16 protein-coding genes are annotated in these 15,383 nt (G+C 59.9%); 10 read left to right on the forward strand and 6 right to left on the reverse strand.

The features are described 5' to 3' along the window. Positions 1 to 48 precede the first annotated feature (48 nt). On the forward strand, positions 49 to 1,026 hold the full coding sequence (locus tag QRN31_RS08655) for an NADPH:quinone reductase (protein WP_285431465.1): 978 nt from the start codon (positions 49 to 51) through the stop codon (positions 1,024 to 1,026). Positions 1,027 to 1,143: 117 nt separating this feature from the next. On the opposite strand, the gene tsaC is transcribed toward QRN31_RS08655, so the two are convergent. The 3 genes from tsaC to QRN31_RS08670 all read right to left on the reverse strand — a co-directional run bounded on the left by tsaC (position 1,144) and on the right by QRN31_RS08670 (position 3,962). Continuing rightward, the gene (gene tsaC / locus QRN31_RS08660) at positions 1,144 to 1,701 is read right to left on the reverse strand and encodes an L-threonylcarbamoyladenylate synthase type 1 TsaC (RefSeq protein WP_008155669.1); all 558 of its coding nucleotides are present in this window, start codon (positions 1,699 to 1,701) and stop codon (positions 1,144 to 1,146) included. Between the two features lie 54 nt (positions 1,702 to 1,755). After that, entirely contained in the window at positions 1,756 to 2,856 is a 1,101-nt protein-coding gene (gene dprA, locus QRN31_RS08665; protein WP_285431468.1) for a DNA-processing protein DprA, read from the reverse strand. An 80-nt stretch (positions 2,857 to 2,936) separates the two neighbouring features. Further along, complete coding sequence (locus QRN31_RS08670) at positions 2,937 to 3,962, reverse strand: LysM peptidoglycan-binding domain-containing protein (RefSeq protein ID WP_285431469.1); 1,026 nt, start codon at positions 3,960 to 3,962, stop codon at positions 2,937 to 2,939. A gap of 167 nt (positions 3,963 to 4,129) precedes the next feature. Between QRN31_RS08670 and def the strand changes: the two genes are divergently transcribed. From def to QRN31_RS08695, 5 genes are all read left to right on the forward strand, one after another. Further along, positions 4,130 to 4,636, forward strand: coding sequence for a peptide deformylase (gene def / locus QRN31_RS08675; RefSeq protein WP_285431471.1), 507 nt, complete (start codon positions 4,130 to 4,132; stop codon positions 4,634 to 4,636). Between the two features lie 57 nt (positions 4,637 to 4,693). Then, positions 4,694 to 5,653 (forward strand): methionyl-tRNA formyltransferase, encoded by a 960-nt coding sequence (gene fmt / locus QRN31_RS08680; RefSeq protein ID WP_285431473.1) that lies wholly within the window; start codon positions 4,694 to 4,696, stop codon positions 5,651 to 5,653. Then, a complete protein-coding gene (rsmB, locus tag QRN31_RS08685) occupies positions 5,650 to 6,960 on the forward strand; it encodes a 16S rRNA (cytosine(967)-C(5))-methyltransferase RsmB (RefSeq protein ID WP_285431474.1) in 1,311 nt (436 codons plus the stop codon). The genes fmt and rsmB overlap by 4 nt, the downstream gene beginning before the upstream one ends. Positions 6,961 to 6,983: 23 nt before the next feature. Continuing rightward, a complete protein-coding gene (gene trkA, locus QRN31_RS08690) occupies positions 6,984 to 8,357 on the forward strand; it encodes a Trk system potassium transporter TrkA (RefSeq protein WP_285431476.1) in 1,374 nt (457 codons plus the stop codon). 165 nt (positions 8,358 to 8,522) lie between these two features. Further along, positions 8,523 to 8,837 (forward strand): tetratricopeptide repeat protein, encoded by a 315-nt coding sequence (locus tag QRN31_RS08695; protein ID WP_285431477.1) that lies wholly within the window; start codon positions 8,523 to 8,525, stop codon positions 8,835 to 8,837. On the opposite strand, the gene QRN31_RS08700 is transcribed toward QRN31_RS08695, so the two are convergent. The 3 genes from QRN31_RS08700 to tag form a co-directional block, all read right to left on the reverse strand. Then, a complete protein-coding gene (locus tag QRN31_RS08700) occupies positions 8,838 to 9,077 on the reverse strand; it encodes a pilus assembly protein PilZ (protein ID WP_090177550.1) in 240 nt (79 codons plus the stop codon). It abuts the gene before it with no gap. A gap of 72 nt (positions 9,078 to 9,149) precedes the next feature. After that, positions 9,150 to 10,037 carry a lysophospholipid acyltransferase gene (locus QRN31_RS08705; RefSeq protein WP_090177553.1) on the reverse strand — a complete coding sequence of 296 codons (888 nt, stop codon included), beginning with the start codon at positions 10,035 to 10,037 and terminating at the stop codon, positions 9,150 to 9,152. 40 nt (positions 10,038 to 10,077) lie between these two features. After that, entirely contained in the window at positions 10,078 to 10,635 is a 558-nt protein-coding gene (tag, locus tag QRN31_RS08710; RefSeq protein WP_285431479.1) for a DNA-3-methyladenine glycosylase I, read from the reverse strand. A gap of 81 nt (positions 10,636 to 10,716) precedes the next feature. Between tag and glyQ the strand changes: the two genes are divergently transcribed. The 4 genes from glyQ to QRN31_RS08730 all read left to right on the forward strand — a co-directional run bounded on the left by glyQ (position 10,717) and on the right by QRN31_RS08730 (position 15,127). Next, positions 10,717 to 11,670 carry a glycine--tRNA ligase subunit alpha gene (glyQ, locus tag QRN31_RS08715; RefSeq protein WP_003213601.1) on the forward strand — a complete coding sequence of 318 codons (954 nt, stop codon included), beginning with the start codon at positions 10,717 to 10,719 and terminating at the stop codon, positions 11,668 to 11,670. Beyond that, positions 11,667 to 13,721 carry a glycine--tRNA ligase subunit beta gene (gene glyS, locus QRN31_RS08720; protein ID WP_285431482.1) on the forward strand — a complete coding sequence of 685 codons (2,055 nt, stop codon included), beginning with the start codon at positions 11,667 to 11,669 and terminating at the stop codon, positions 13,719 to 13,721. The genes glyQ and glyS overlap by 4 nt, the downstream gene beginning before the upstream one ends. A 4-nt stretch (positions 13,722 to 13,725) precedes the next feature. Further along, entirely contained in the window at positions 13,726 to 14,265 is a 540-nt protein-coding gene (gene gmhB / locus QRN31_RS08725) for a D-glycero-beta-D-manno-heptose 1,7-bisphosphate 7-phosphatase (protein WP_285431484.1), read from the forward strand. A gap of 82 nt (positions 14,266 to 14,347) precedes the next feature. Continuing rightward, positions 14,348 to 15,127 carry a lysophospholipid acyltransferase family protein gene (locus QRN31_RS08730; protein WP_285431486.1) on the forward strand — a complete coding sequence of 260 codons (780 nt, stop codon included), beginning with the start codon at positions 14,348 to 14,350 and terminating at the stop codon, positions 15,125 to 15,127. Positions 15,128 to 15,383: the final 256 nt, after the last annotated feature.

The raw sequence follows: 15,383 nt of genomic DNA on the forward strand, positions 1-15,383 counted from the left end.
CTTAGGAGTCCGATAGGGAGCTTCGCAAATGACCTAAGGAGAGTTCTGATGGCAAAGCGTATCCAGTTTCGCGCCCATGGCGGCCCCGAAGTGCTCGAGTATGTCGACTATCAACCCGCCGAGCCCGGCCCGCAGCAGGTTCGCGTGGCCAACAAGGCCATCGGCCTGAACTTCATCGATACCTACTACCGCAGTGGTCTCTATTCGCCACCCGCCCTGCCATCGGGCCTGGGTGCGGAAGGCGCGGGCGTGGTCGAGGCAGTGGGCAGCGAAGTCACCCGCTTCAAGATCGGTGATCGTGTGGCGTACGGCAGCGGCCCATTGGGCGCTTATAGCGACGTTCATGTATTGCCCGAGGCCAATCTGGTGCACCTGCCGGATGCCATCAGTTTCGAACAGGCTGCCGGGGTGATGCTCAAAGGCCTGACCGTGCAATACCTGTTGCGTCAGACCTATGAACTCAAGGGCGGTGAAACCATTCTGTTTCACGCAGCGGCCGGCGGTGTCGGTTCGCTGGCGTGCCAATGGGCCAAGGCTCTGGGCGTGAAGCTGATCGGAACGGTCAGCTCGGCGCAGAAAGCGGCGCTGGCAAAGGCCAACGGTGCCTGGGCAACCATCGATTACAGCCATGAAAATGTCGCACAACGCGTACTGGAATTGACTGACGGGAAAAAAGTCCCCGTGGTGTACGACGGCGTAGGCAAGGACACGTGGCTGACGTCACTGGACAGCGTTGCTCCGCGCGGCCTGGTGGTGAGTTTCGGCAATGCGTCGGGAGCGGTCGACGGGGTGAACCTGGGGATTTTGGCGGCGAAAGGATCGTTGTACGTCACCCGGCCGACGCTGGCGACTTACGCCAACAATGCAGAGAACCTGCAGCGCATGGCGGATGAGCTGTTCGAGATGATCATCAGTGGGAAGTTGAAGGTGGACATCAGCCAGAAGTATCCGCTGGCTGAAGCGGCGAAAGCGCAGGCTGAGTTGTCGGCGCGGCGTACGACTGGCTCGACGGTTTTGTTGCCCTGAAGGACGCCATCGCGAGCAGGCTCGCTCCCACATGAGATCTTCAGCGAACACAGATTGGGTGTTCGGCAATGATCCACTGTGGGAGCGAGCCTGCTCGCGATTGGCAGCGCCGCGGTCTTAATCCGGGCGGATGACGTTACCGGTCGCCAGGTCTCGAATCACGCTCGGATTCTTGCGCCCGCCCAGATTCCCACCCAACACGTAATCCACTTGCCCACGGAAATACTGCTCGACGCGAATTCGCGTGCGCGCCGCGGGCTGGCCCTGTGGGTTGGCCGACGTTGAAACCAACGGCCCGACCACTGCACACAAATCCCTCACCAACGGATGATCGCTGACCCGCAGCGCCACCGTTTCATGCACGCCGGTAATCCACTGCGGCAACATATTCTGATGCGGCACCAGCCAGGTGTTCGGCCCAGGCCAGGTGCTGGCCATGCGATCCATCCACAATTCAGGAAAGTCTTCGAAAAGGAAGTCGAACTGGCGAATGTTGTCAGCCACCAGAATCAACCCTTTTTCCACTGACCGACCCTTGATCGCCAGCAGACGATAGACCGCCTCTTCGTCCCACGGGTCGCAACCCAGGCCCCAGACGGCTTCGGTTGGATAGGCAATCACCGCCCCTGCGCGAATGGCTCGTGCGGCTTGTTGCACACGCCAACTGTTGACCATGAAAAACTCTCCGGAATAAGGCTCTGCGCAGTTTACCGATCTTCCTTATAAAACCTAGCTCACCCGTGCAAACCAACGCCCGCTTTCACAGACTGCCCGGCCGTCCATTTCCAGCTCCGTCAACGCCGCCAGCACTTTGGACAAGGCCCAACCGCTGCTGACAGACAATGCTTCACTGGTGTGGGGCGCGGCGTGGAGCAACTTGAGCAACGGGTGCGCCACCGCCGGAGTGTCTGTGGATAACGGCAACCGTTGCCAGCCGCGTAGCGCTTCAAGGATATGTTCAATAGCTTCCACCAACACCGCGCCGTCGCGGATCAATTGATGACAGCCCTTGGCGCCAGGATGATGGATCGATCCCGGAATCGCGTAGACCTCGCGACCCTGTTCCGCCGCCAGTCTCGCGGTAATCAACGAACCGCTCGCAATACTGGCCTCGACCACCAGCACACCCAGGGATAAACCGCTGATGATCCGGTTGCGCCGAGGGAAGTTGCTGGCGCTAGGGCCGGCGTCCAGCGGGAACTCGGAAAGCACCGCGCTACCCGATGCAATCATGGCGTCCGCCAGCCGTCGATTGCGCTGTGGATAAAACTTTTCAAGTCCCGTGCCAAGTACACCGACCGTTCGCCCGCCCACGTCCAAAGCGGCCTGATGCGCGGCGGCATCGATGCCCAGCGCCAGACCACTGGTAATGACGAAACCGGCACTGGCCAGACTGCGCGAAAACGCCGTGGCAGTGTCCATGCCCGGTCGTGATGCGCGACGACTGCCGACCATCGCCAGCTGTGGAATTTCCAGAATCCCCGGATCGCCCGCCACAAACAACAGCGGCGGAGCATCGCTGATCTGTGCCAGCAGCGCCGGGTAGTCAGGCTGGTCCCACATCAGTAAATGCTGGCCCGAACGCTCTAGCCAGGCCAATGCGTGGCTCGCGCCATCGCGTACTTCCTGGGCTCGTCGCGCATCGGCGCAGGCCAGCGGCAAGCCCAACGAGCGCCAGGCGCTGGCTGGTGCGCTGATGGCTTTGGAGGCCGATCCAAACGCTTCGAGCAATTTGCGAAAGCGCGCAGGACCGATTTCCGGCAAGCGATGCAGGCGTAAACGAGCTTCCAGTTCCGAAGGGGAAACCGGTGTGACGGCAGACAGCGACATGGATCATCCTTGATCGTTATGAGCCCCGTTCAAACGGGAATAAGCTGTGGATAACTCTGTTGGTAACTTGTGGAGCAGGCCTACGGATTTCGCACCTTGTCCATGACGGCCAAGGAGCGCGACGCGTTGAGCACCAAACCGTAACTAAGCTTGTCGTAGGTGCGGAAAACCATCAGCAATCCCGCACGCTCATCAGGAATTTTCAACGGTTGACCGGTGATCCGGTCACGCACGGTTTCACCGGTTTTCATCACCACCAGCACGTTGCCTTCGACCAGACCATCGCGCTGGCCTTTGTTCAACGTGACAACATCCAGGGCACCAATCTGGGTGACCCCGCGCGGCACATCGATAATCAACCCGTTGACCGGTGTCTTGGGCGCACTGGGCATGAAGGTCGAGTTGATGGATCGCTCTTCACCACTGAACAAACGGTCACCCAGTCGAACCTCCTGAGTCGTGCGTTGCAGCGCCAGGGTGGCGACATCACCTTCGGTGGCGACAATCTCACCGCCCCCGATGTCGTCGGCGTTGATCCCCAGAAACTCTTTGCTGTCGGGATCGGTATAGACCTTGCCCTGACGGAAGATGCCGTAGACCGGCTGGTTCGGGTCGAAATGGCCGCGGGCGAAGATGCGATCGCCGGTGCCGCTGAGCACGCGTTCGGCATCTCCGGCAACAATGTAGGGCGCCTTGTCGAAGTCCTCGACCTTGTCGACGATGCGGTTGCTCAACAAGAAACTGTTGATCGATTTCAACGGAATGCTCGGGATCGCGTCAGCCACCGGCGCACTGCGCACCCGAGGCGAGAGCTTGATGGTGCCCCGAGAGGCGCCACGATTGAGGGTCAGGCGCGGCTGGCCATTGACGTAGACCAGCGACAACGAATCGCCGGGATAGATGAGATTGGGGTTTTCGATCTGCGGGTTGGCCTGCCACAGCTCCGGCCATTTCCATGGCTCGCGCAGAAATTTGCCTGAAATGTCCCAGAGTGTGTCTCCCGCGACCACCGTGTATTGCGCTGGAAAACCTTCCTTGAGTTGCACCTGCCCGTGCGCCAAACCGGCCGAGGCCAGAAGGAGCAAGGCGAGTAGTGATTTCCTCATGCGGTGAATCCCTTTATTATGTGCGTTCGCGTGAAACGCCAGAGCCCTCGTGGCTCGCTCATCTATTCTGAAAAGAACAGGGAGCTACGCTTCACAACGGTAGCCGGCATCTTCGGACCCGCCAGGCCATCGCCCGACTTTACCTCACACGTGCAGCAATTAAGCTTATGGCCATTTTAGACATCCTCGAATTCCCCGACTCGCGCCTGCGCACGATCGCCAAACCGGTGACCGTAGTGGACGACGAAGTGCGTCAGTTGGTCGATGATATGTTTGAAACAATGTATGAAGCGCCAGGCATCGGCCTCGCCGCGACCCAGGTCAACGTGCACAAACGTATCGTCGTGATGGACCTCTCCGAAGACCGCAGCGAACCGCGGGTGTTCATCAACCCCGAGTTCGAAGCGCTGACCGACGAGATGGAGCAATACCAGGAAGGCTGCCTCTCGGTGCCGGGTTTCTACGAAAACGTCGACCGTCCGCAGAAGGTCAAGGTCAAGGCCCTGGATCGCGACGGCCAGCCTTACGAAATGATCGCCGAAGGCCTGCTCGCGGTGTGCATCCAGCATGAATGCGACCACCTGAATGGCAAATTGTTCGTCGACTACCTGTCCAACCTCAAACGCGACCGAATCAAGAAGAAACTGGAAAAGCTCCATCGCCAGAACGCTTGATGCCCTTCTTTCAAAGGCTTGCCGCGGCAAGCCTTTTTCTTTTCAGAGATTGCTCCCATGACTGAGCCACTGCGCATCGTCTTTGCCGGCACCCCGGAATTCGCCGCCGAACACCTCAAGGCCCTGCTCGACAGCCCTTACGAGATCGTCGCGGTCTACACCCAGCCGGATCGTCCGGCAGGTCGCGGGCAAAAACTGATGCCAAGCCCGGTCAAGCAACTCGCGCTGGAAAACAACATCCCGGTGTTGCAACCGCCCACCCTGCGCAACGAAGACGCCCAGGCCGAACTGGCTGCGCTCAAGCCGGACTTGCTGGTGGTGGTCGCCTACGGCCTGATCCTGCCGCAAGCGGTGCTGGATATTCCACGCCTGGGTTGCATCAACAGCCATGCCTCGTTGCTGCCACGCTGGCGCGGTGCGGCGCCGATCCAGCGCGCCGTCGAAGCGGGCGATAGCGAAAGCGGCGTGACCGTGATGCGCATGGAACTGGGCCTGGACACCGGGCCGATGCTGCTCAAAGTCACCACGCCGATCACCGCTGAAGACACCGGCGGCAGCCTCCACGACCGTCTGGCCGAAATGGGCCCACCGGCGGTGATTCAGGCGATTGCCGGGCTCGCCGCCGGCACCCTGAAAGGCGAAGTGCAGGACGACAGTCTTGCCACCTACGCGCACAAATTGAACAAGGACGAAGCACGCATCGATTGGAGCCGCCCGGCGGTTGAGCTGGAGCGTCTGGTCCGTGCCTTCAACCCATGGCCGATCACTCACAGCACGCTCAATGGCGAAGCCCTGAAAGTGCTGGCCGCGAGCGTGGCCGAAGGGCAGGGCGCACCGGGGGAAATCCTCAGCGCCAGCAAGGACGGCTTGATCGTCGCCTGCGGCGAGCACGCCTTGTGCCTGACCCGTTTGCAATTGCCTGGCGGCAAGGCGCTGAACTTCAGCGACGTATTCAACAGCCGTCGTGAGAAATTCGCCGTCGGCACCCAGCTCGGCCAAGTGGCGGACGCTCAATGAATCCGCGTCTGGCCGCCGCCAAGGCACTGGCTGCTGTTCTCAACGGTAAGGCATCCCTCAACAGTTCGCTGCCCACACAAATGGACAAGGTTGAAGACCGTGATCGCGGCTTCACCCAGGACCTGGCATTCGGCACCGCGCGCTGGCAACCGCGTTTGTCGGCGCTGGCGGCCAAGTTGCTGCAGAAGCCGTTCAAGGCGGCGGACGCTGATGTCGAGGCGTTGCTGCTGGTCGGTCTCTACCAATTGCTCTACACCCGCGTTCCGGCCCACGCCGCCATCGGCGAAACCGTGGGCTGCGCCGACAAGCTGAAAAAACCGTGGGCCAAGGCGTTGCTCAATGCCGTGCTGCGCCGCGCCCAGCGTGAAAGCGAAGCGCTGCTGGCCGAACTGGAACATGATCCGGTGGTGCGCACCGCTCATCCGCGCTGGCTGCAGAAATCCCTGAAGGCGTTCTGGCCTGAGCAGTGGGAAGCCATTTGCGCGGCGAACAATGCGCATCCGCCGATGATTCTGCGGGTCAACCGTCGCCATCATTCTCGCGATGCTTATCTCGGCTTGCTCGCGCAAGCCGGTATCGCCGCCACGCCGTGCATTTACAGCCAGGACGGCATCATCCTCGAAGCAGCGGCCGACGTGCGCAGCTTGCCCGGCTTCGCCGAAGGCTGGATCAGTGTGCAGGACGAAGCGGCACAACTGGCCGCAGACCTGCTCGACCTGGCGCCAGGCCAACGGGTGCTGGACGCCTGCTGCGCGCCGGGCGGCAAAACCTGCCACATTCTTGAAGCCGAGCCAAAACTGGCTGGCGTCGTGGCGGTGGACCTGGAAGCCAAGCGTCTGGTGCGAGTGCGCGAAAACCTTGCGCGCCTTGGCCTGAGCGCCGACCTGATCGCCGCCGATGGCCGCGATACCGCCACCTGGTGGGACGGCAAACCGTTTCAACGCATCTTGCTGGACGCGCCGTGCTCGGCCACCGGCGTGATCCGTCGTCACCCGGACATCAAGCTGACACGCCAACCCGACGACATCGCCGCATTGGCAGTGCTGCAAGGCGAGTTGCTCGATGCCCTGTGGATAACGCTGGAAGTCGGTGGGATTCTTCTTTACGCCACCTGCTCCACGCTGCCGACCGAGAACACCGAGGTCATCGAAGCGTTCCTCGCTCGCACCCCGGGTGCCCGTGAGCTGGACCTCGCCACGACGGCCGGCATCAAGCAGCCGCACGGTCGACAGTTGCTTGCCCAGGAAGGTGGTCACGACGGTTTCTACTACGCCAAGCTGATCAAGATCGCCGCCGCGCGCGGTTAACCGGATTTCAAGGGAGTGACTGGATGAAAATCATCATCCTCGGCGCAGGGCAGGTCGGCGGTTCGCTGGCGGAACACTTGGCCAGCGAGGCCAACGACATCACGGTGGTAGACACCGATGGCGAACGCCTGCGTGACCTCGGCGATCGGCTGGACATTCGCACTGTGCAGGGCCGCGGCTCATTGCCGACGGTGCTGCGCCAGGCCGGCGCGGACGACGCTGACATGCTGGTGGCGGTGACCAACAGCGACGAAACCAATATGGTCGCCTGTCAGGTCGCCCACACCCTGTTCCACACTCCGACCAAAATTGCCCGGGTCCGCGAAGCGGCGTACCTCACGCGATCCGAGTTGTTCGATAACGACGCGATTCCGGTGGACGTGCTGATCAGCCCGGAGCAAGTGGTCACCAACTACATCAAGCGCTTGATACAGCATCCAGGCGCCTTGCAGGTGATTGACTTCGCCGAAGGCAAAGCGCAATTGGTGGCCGTGAAGGCTTACTACGGCGGCCCGCTGGTGGGTCAGCAACTGCGTCAGTTACGCGAGCACATGCCAAACGTTGAAACCCGTGTTGCGGCCATTTTTCGTCGTGATCGGCCGATTTTGCCTCAGGGCGATACCGTCATCGAGGCCGACGACGAGGTGTTTTTCATCGCCGCCAAAGCGAATATTCGCGCGGTGATGAGCGAAATGCGCCGTCTGGATGAAACGTACAAGCGTATCGTCATTGCCGGCGGCGGGCAGATCGGTGAGCGTCTGGCCGAGGCGATCGAAAGTCGCTACCAGGTCAAGATTATCGAGATGAACCCGGCGCGCTGCCGCCATCTCTCGGACACCCTCGACAGCACCGTGGTGTTGCAGGGCAGTGCCTCCGACCGCGACTTGCTGATGGAGGAGAACATTGCCGACGCGGACATCTTCCTGGCCCTGACCAACGATGACGAAGCCAACATCATGTCTTCGCTGCTGGCCAAGCGCCTCGGCGCGAAGAAGGTGATGACGATCATCAACAACCCGGCGTACGTTGATTTGATTCAGGGCGGCGACATCGATATTGCCATCAGCCCGCAACTGGCGACCATCGGCACTTTGCTGGCCCACGTGCGCCGCGGCGATATCGTCAGCGTGCACTCACTGCGCCGCGGCGCGGCGGAGGCCATCGAGGCGATTGCCCATGGTGACGCGAAGTCGAGCAAGGTGATTGGCAAGGCCATCGAGAACATCGGCTTGCCGCCGGGTACAACGATTGGCGCGATCATTCGTGATGAAGAAGTGATCATTGCCCACGACGACACAGTGATCGAAACGGGCGACCATGTGATTCTGTTCCTTGTGGATAAAAAGCATATTCGGGATGTGGAAAAGCTGTTCCATGTGGGGCTGAGCTTCTTCTGATCCAGAAGCTGCGGCGGCCGGTCTGGCCTCATCGCGAGCAGGCTCACTCCCACAGTATTTCTTCAGTGAATACAGATCTTGTGTCCGGCAAAAATCCACTGTGGGAGTGAGCCTGCTCGCGATGGCTATCTTGAAGCTGACCAACCTCTAGAAGGAGTCCACCCAATGCTCGAATCCCTGGAAAAAATGCTCGCCAAGGGTGTGGATAACTCATTGCTGCGCTTCGGCTTGGGCAAGGGCTACCTGGATCTGGGGGAAAACGCCAAGGCGGCCGAGCATTTCCAGCGTTGCGTCGAATTCGATCCGAAGTATTCGGCGGCCTGGAAACTATTGGGCAAGGCTCATCTGGCACTCGCGGACGTTGCGGCCGCGCGTCAGGCATGGGAACGAGGTCTGGAAGCTGCCCGTGCCCATGGCGACAAGCAAGCAGAGAAAGAGATGACGGTATTTCTGAAAAAGCTTGAACGCCAGTCGCACTGATCAGAGATAGCGCAAACCTATGCCATCGGCATCGACCAGCACCACTTCCATGCGCACCCGCGGAGCACCTGTGGGTAAGTCCTGCACTTGACCATAAACCACTGCGCCTCGGGACAACGACGACAAGCGCGGATGCTTGACGTAGACGCCTGTATCCGAAAGATTGCGGGTCTGGCCAAGGCATTCGCCAAAACTTTCGTGAGTGATCTTGATGCGAAACGATTTGCGAAGTTCGGACATCTTTTGCGCCCTTGAATGAACGGTTGTGGATAACCTTGGCCCCAAGGTTATCCACAGATCATGCCAATCGAGTCAATACCAGCGCTCTTCGCCTGGCGGACGTTTCTTGAAGCGCTTCATGCTCCACATGTATTGGCTTGGATAAGCCCGTACATAACGCTCCACGACCTGGCTCATGGCGGCGCAGGAGGTCTCGGTATCCGTGCTGTACATGGCTTCTGGGGCGGCTTCGAGGATCACTTTGTAACCGGAACCGTCCGGCAACCGCAACGCATGCAGGAACACACCGACGGCTTTACCACCAGCGAGCATGTTCGGCACGAATTTACTGGTCAGCGCCTGTGTGGCGAAGAACGGTACAAAGATCCCGGCGGATTCAGCCGGTTCCGGGTCAGCCGGAATCCCGACTGCACCACCTTTGCGCACTTCCTTGATAACACTGAGGATGCCTTCCTTGGTCGAAGCGGCCACCCGGTTGCCCAACTGGACGCGCTGCTTGCGCAGCAAATCATCCACCGCCTTAAGCTTGGGCGGACGATAGAAGATGATCGGTTTGCACTGGCTGCAATAGAAGTGGTTCAACACTTCCCAGTTGCCCAGGTGGCTGGTGATGCCGACGACACCTTTGCCAGAGGCAAGCGCGTCTTTCAAAACGTCGAGGCCTTCGACTTCGCGCACCAGGTCGATGGAGCGCTGGGCCGGCCAGATCCACGCACAGGCGCTTTCGGTCAACGACTTGCCAATGTCTTTCAGGCTTTGGCCCACCAGACGCTCACGCTCGGCCGGGTCCATCTCGGGAAAGCACTTGGAAAGGTTGATCCGCACCACGTCGCGGGAACGGTTGGGGGTTTTCCACATGACCCAGCCAATGGCCGAGCCCACGGCTTGCACTGCCCGCCAGGGAAGCAGGGCAAACAGCCGCAGAGCGCCTACCAGCAAGGCGCCTTTAAACTTATCCACAGGTCACTCCTGATCTTGTGCTGTGCGCGAGGCGGCTATTCTAACCGCCGTTGGCGAGCTGAGCGTAGCGGTCGCAGTCTTGCGTGTGATCCATGACCATGCCCGAGGCTTGCATCAGCGCGTAGCAAATCGTCGGGCCGACGAAGGTGAAGCCGGCCTTTTTCAAACCTTTGCTCATCTCCACGGCGACTGGCGTGATCGCCGGCACTTCGGTGCGATCCTTGAAATGATTGATCACAGGCGTGCCGCCAACGAAAGACCAGAGAAACTCCACCGGGTCTTCCAGCGTCAGCCAGGCCTGGGCGTTGCGCCGTGCGGCGTTGAGTTTCAGGCGATTGCGGATGATGCCTGGATCGAGCATCAATTCATCGATTTCCGCATCACTCATCTGCGCCACACGCTGGACGTCGAAGCCGAACAACACCTCGCGATAACGCTCACGTTTACGCAGCACGGTGATCCATGAGAGGCCTGCCTGGAACCCTTCGAGCAAAAGCAACTCGAACAATCCCTGCGCATCGCGTAGCGGCGCGCCCCACTCCTGGTCGTGATAAGCCATGTACAGCGGATCTTCGGAACACCAAAAGCAGCGTGGCATAAGGCTCCAGGGGGCGTGCGCAGCAATGAATCGGGTATACTCCCGCTCTTTAAATCGCAGCCCAAGAAACAGGTGAATTTCGTGAGCCAGCCTACGCCAGCCGTGCGTACCTTCCAAGACTTGATCCTCGCCCTCCAGCAATACTGGGCCGAGCAAGGTTGCGTGGTACTTCAGCCCTACGATATGGAAGTAGGCGCCGGTACTTTCCACACTGCCACGTTTCTGCGCGCCATCGGCCCGGAAACCTGGAACGCCGCTTATGTGCAGCCCAGTCGTCGCCCGACTGACGGCCGCTACGGCGAAAACCCGAACCGTCTGCAGCATTACTACCAGTTTCAGGTTGTCCTGAAGCCGAACCCGGACAATTTCCAGGAACTGTACCTGGGCTCCCTCAAGCACGTTGGCCTGGACCCGTTGGTCCACGACATTCGCTTCGTTGAAGACAACTGGGAATCGCCGACACTGGGCGCCTGGGGTCTGGGCTGGGAAGTCTGGCTCAACGGCATGGAAGTGACGCAGTTCACTTACTTCCAGCAAGCGGGCGGCATCGAGTGCTACCCGGTGACCGGCGAGATCACTTACGGCCTGGAACGTCTGGCGATGTACCTGCAAGGCGTGGACTCGGTCTACGACCTGGTCTGGGCGGACGGTCCGTTCGGCAAAGTGACCTACGGCGACGTGTTCCACCAGAACGAAGTGGAGCAGTCGACCTACAACTTCGAACACGCCAACGTCGAGAAGCTGTTCGAACTGTTCGATTTCTACGAAAGCGAAGCCAAGCGCCTGATCGAACTCGACCAGCCGCTGCCATTGCCGAGCTACGAAATGGTGTTGAAGGCGTCCCATACCTTCAACCTGCTGGATGCGCGCCGGGCGATCTCGGTGACCGCGCGTCAGCAATACATCCTGCGAGTGCGCACCCTGGCGCGTTCCGTTGCGCAAGCCTACCTGCTGGCTCGCGCCAAGCTGGGCTTCCCGATGGCGACCCCGGACCTGCGTGATGAAGTACTGGCCAAGCTGGAGGCTGCACAATGAGTGCTCTAGATTTTCTGGTTGAACTGGGCACCGAAGAACTGCCACCCAAAGCCCTGAACACCCTGGCCGACGCGTTCCTGGCCGGTATCGACAAAGGCTTGCAGGCCGCCGGCCTGAACTACGAGACCAAAACCGTCTACGCCGCGCCCCGTCGTCTGGCTGTGCTGATCACTTCTCTGGCCACCCATCAGCCGGATCGCAGCATCAACCTCGACGGCCCGCCACGTCAGGCCGCGTTCGACGCCGAAGGCAACCCGACTCAAGCGGCACTGGGTTTTGCCAAGAAGTGCGGCGTCGACCTGAGCGAAATCGATCAGAGCGGCCCGAAACTGCGCTACAGCCAAAGCATCGCCGGCAAGCCGACCGCGAGCTTGCTGCCGACCATCGTCGAAGATTCCCTGAACGACCTGCCGATTCCCAAGCGCATGCGCTGGGGTGCTCGCAAGGAAGAGTTCGTTCGCCCAACCCAATGGCTGGTGATGTTGCTCGGTGACCAGGTCATCGACTGCACCATCCTCGCGCAAAAGGCTGGCCGTGATTCCCGTGGTCACCGCTTCCATCACCCGGAAAGTGTGCGCATCACTTCGCCGGCCAACTACCTGGCCGATCTGCGCGGCGCTTACGTGCTGGCCGATGCCAACGAGCGTCGCGCGCTGATCAGCAAGCGCACCGAAGAGCTGGCGACGATGCAGGAAGGTACTGCAATCGTGCCACCAGCCTTGCTTGACGAAGTGACTGCGCTGGTTGAGTGGCCGGTGCCGCTGGTGTGCTCGTTCGAGGAGCGTTTCCTCGACGTGCCGCAAGAAGCCCTGATCACCACCATGCAGGACAACCAGAAGTATTTCTGCCTGCTGGATGCCGACGGCAAGTTGCTGCCACGTTTCATTACCGTGGCCAACATCGAAAGCAAAGACCCGCAGCAGATCATCGCCGGTAACGAGAAAGTGGTTCGTCCGCGCCTGACCGACGCCGAGTTCTTCTTCAAGCAAGACAAGAAGCAGAAACTCGAAGACTTCAACCTGCGCCTGCAGAACGTGGTGTTCCAGGAAAAACTCGGCAGCGTCTATGACAAGGCCGAGCGTGTTTCCAAACTGGCCGCGTTCATCGCGCAACGCATTGGCGGCAACGCAGCCTGGGCTTCCCGTGCCGGCCTGCTGTCCAAGTGCGACCTGGCCACCGAGATGGTCGGTGAGTTCCCGGAGATGCAAGGCGTCGCCGGTTACTACTACGCCCTCAACGACGGCGAGCCGGAAGATGTCGCCCTGGCACTGAACGAGCAGTACATGCCGCGTGGTGCCGGCGCTGAACTGCCGACCACCCTGACCGGGGCGGCCGTGGCCATCGCCGACAAGCTCGACACCCTGGTCGGGATTTTCGGCATCGGCATGTTGCCAACCGGCAGCAAAGACCCGTATGCCTTGCGCCGTGCCGCGCTCGGCGTGTTGCGCATCCTGATCGACAAGAAGCTCGACCTCGACCTCAACGATGCCGTGGCGTTTGCCGTGAATGCGTTCGGTACCAAGGTGAAGGCTGCCGGTCTGAATGACGCGGTGCTGGAGTTCATCTTCGATCGTCTACGTGCCCGTTATGAAGACGAAGGCGTGGACGTCGGCACTTACCTGTCGGTACGTGCCCTGAAACCGGGTTCGGCGCTGGACTTCGACCAACGCGTACAAGCGGTAGAAGCGTTCCGCAAATTGCCGGAAGCCGCTGCCCTGGCCGCGGTGAACAAGCGCGTATCGAACTTGCTGAGCAAGGTCGAAGGCTCTGTTCCGTCGGTCGTGGAAGCCAAGTACTTCGACAATGCCAACGAGTTCTCCCTGTACTCGGCGATCCAGCAGGCTGACCAGGCTGTACAGCCGATGGCCGCTGCGCGTCAGTACCGTGAATCGCTGGCGCGTCTGGCTGCCTTGCGCGAGCCGGTGGATGCGTTCTTCGAGGCCGTGATGGTCAACGCTGAAGATGCCAAGGTCCGCGCCAACCGCTATGCATTGCTGGCGCGTCTGCGTGGGCTGTTCCTCGGCGTCGCCGACATTTCGATGCTGGGCTGAGGAATTGCTGTTGAAACTGCTGATTCTCGATCGGGACGGGGTGATCAATTACGACTCCGACGCTTACATCAAGTCGGTGGAGGAGTGGATTCCGCTCCCGGGCTCGATCGAGGCGATTGCGCAGTTGAGCAAGGCCGGCTGGACGGTGGCGGTGGCTACCAACCAGTCGGGCATTGCGCGCGGTTATTACGACATCGCCACCCTGGACGCCATGCACGAGCGCCTTCGCTCGCTGGTGGCGGAGCAGGGCGGTGAAGTCGGGCTGATCGTCTATTGCCCGCACGGGCCGGACGACGGCTGCGATTGCCGCAAGCCAAAACCGGGGATGTTGAAAACCATCGCCACGCATTACAACGTTTCGCTGACAAATCTATGGTTCGTTGGCGACACGCTCGGTGACCTGGAAGCCGCCAAAGCCGTCGATTCTCAACCAGTTTTAGTAAAGACCGGGAAAGGCGAAAAGACTTTGGGCAAGACCCTGCCGGTGGGCACCTTGATTTTTGACGATCTTGCGGCGATTGCCGCAGAACTTATCCACAATTAGAGTGCTTTCGAATTTCCTGACCAGGGATTGATCGGGAGTGCACTTTATATAGACGGGCAGAGCCCGCACGGTAAATGTCGCCATGTCGATACTGCAGGCCATCAGAACCTTCCTCTTTTACCTGCTGCTGGGCACCAGCTCCTTGCTTTGGTGCAGCCTGAGCTTTTTTATCGCGCCCTTTCTGCCGTTCAAGGCGCGTTATCGCTTTATCAATGTTTATTGGTGCCGTTGCGCCTTATGGCTGAGCAAAGTCTTTCTGGGCATCAGCTACGAAGTGAAGGGCGCCGAGAACGTGCCAGACCAGCCCTGCGTGATTCAGTCGAACCACCAGAGCACCTGGGAGACGTTCTTCCTATCGGCCTACTTCGAGCCGTTGAGCCAGGTGCTGAAGCGTGAACTGCTCTATGTTCCGTTCTTCGGTTGGGCCATGGCCATGCTGCGTCCTATTGCCATCGATCGCGACAATCCAAAAGCGGCGCTCAAGCATGTGGCGAAGAGGGGCGACGAATTGCTCAAGGATGGCGTTTGGGTGCTGATTTTCCCGGAAGGGACGCGCGTTCCCTTTGGCACCATCGGCAAGTTCTCTCGCGGAGGCACCGCGTTGGCGGTCAACGCGGCACTTCCAGTGCTGCCGATTGCACACAATGCCGGCAAATTCTGGCCGAAAACCGGTTGGGCAAAGAAGCAAGGCGTGATCACCGTGATCATTGGCGCACCGATGTATGCCGAGGGTAGCGGGCCGCGCGCCATTGCCGATCTGAACGACCGTGTGCAGCACTGGAACGAACAGATGCAACGGGAGATGGGTTCGCTACCAGCAGCCCCGGCAGCGCCCTCTGCCAACGATCAGGTCGCCGTCTGAGATTCTGTGGATAACCTGTGTACCGTTTTTCCAAGAAGCGGCTTATTTATATCGTAAGCATATGATTTATATGTATATTTCTTAAACTGATAAAATTCCGAAAAAGGTGCATAAGTTTTTTTCGGGCGCAAAAAAACCGGCTGATATAGCCGGTTTTTTTATGCTCGAAATTACTGTGTTTCAGTGCCTGAACAATGGCTGTGTCAGGCTGTTAACGGGGGTGGCCAAGATCCAATAAAAAAGGCCAACGCTGAGC

Origin of the sequence: Pseudomonas sp. fls2-241-R2A-110 (assembly GCF_030209165.1) — a bacterium.
Taxonomy (GTDB): Bacteria; Pseudomonadota; Gammaproteobacteria; order Pseudomonadales; family Pseudomonadaceae; genus Aquipseudomonas.

Coding starts and splice junctions, on each gene's coding strand:
- QRN31_RS08655 (WP_285431465.1), top strand. CDS start 49: ATGGCAAAGCGTATCCAGTTTCGCGCCCATGGCGGCCCCGAAGTGCTC.
- tsaC (WP_008155669.1), bottom strand. CDS start 1,701: ATGGTCAACAGTTGGCGTGTGCAACAAGCCGCACGAGCCATTCGCGCA.
- dprA (WP_285431468.1), bottom strand. CDS start 2,856: ATGTCGCTGTCTGCCGTCACACCGGTTTCCCCTTCGGAACTGGAAGCT.
- QRN31_RS08670 (WP_285431469.1), bottom strand. CDS start 3,962: ATGAGGAAATCACTACTCGCCTTGCTCCTTCTGGCCTCGGCCGGTTTG.
- def (WP_285431471.1), top strand. CDS start 4,130: ATGGCCATTTTAGACATCCTCGAATTCCCCGACTCGCGCCTGCGCACG.
- fmt (WP_285431473.1), top strand. CDS start 4,694: ATGACTGAGCCACTGCGCATCGTCTTTGCCGGCACCCCGGAATTCGCC.
- rsmB (WP_285431474.1), top strand. CDS start 5,650: ATGAATCCGCGTCTGGCCGCCGCCAAGGCACTGGCTGCTGTTCTCAAC.
- trkA (WP_285431476.1), top strand. CDS start 6,984: ATGAAAATCATCATCCTCGGCGCAGGGCAGGTCGGCGGTTCGCTGGCG.
- QRN31_RS08695 (WP_285431477.1), top strand. CDS start 8,523: ATGCTCGAATCCCTGGAAAAAATGCTCGCCAAGGGTGTGGATAACTCA.
- QRN31_RS08700 (WP_090177550.1), bottom strand. CDS start 9,077: ATGTCCGAACTTCGCAAATCGTTTCGCATCAAGATCACTCACGAAAGT.
- tag (WP_285431479.1), bottom strand. CDS start 10,635: ATGCCACGCTGCTTTTGGTGTTCCGAAGATCCGCTGTACATGGCTTAT.
- glyS (WP_285431482.1), top strand. CDS start 11,667: ATGAGTGCTCTAGATTTTCTGGTTGAACTGGGCACCGAAGAACTGCCA.
- QRN31_RS08730 (WP_285431486.1), top strand. CDS start 14,348: ATGTCGATACTGCAGGCCATCAGAACCTTCCTCTTTTACCTGCTGCTG.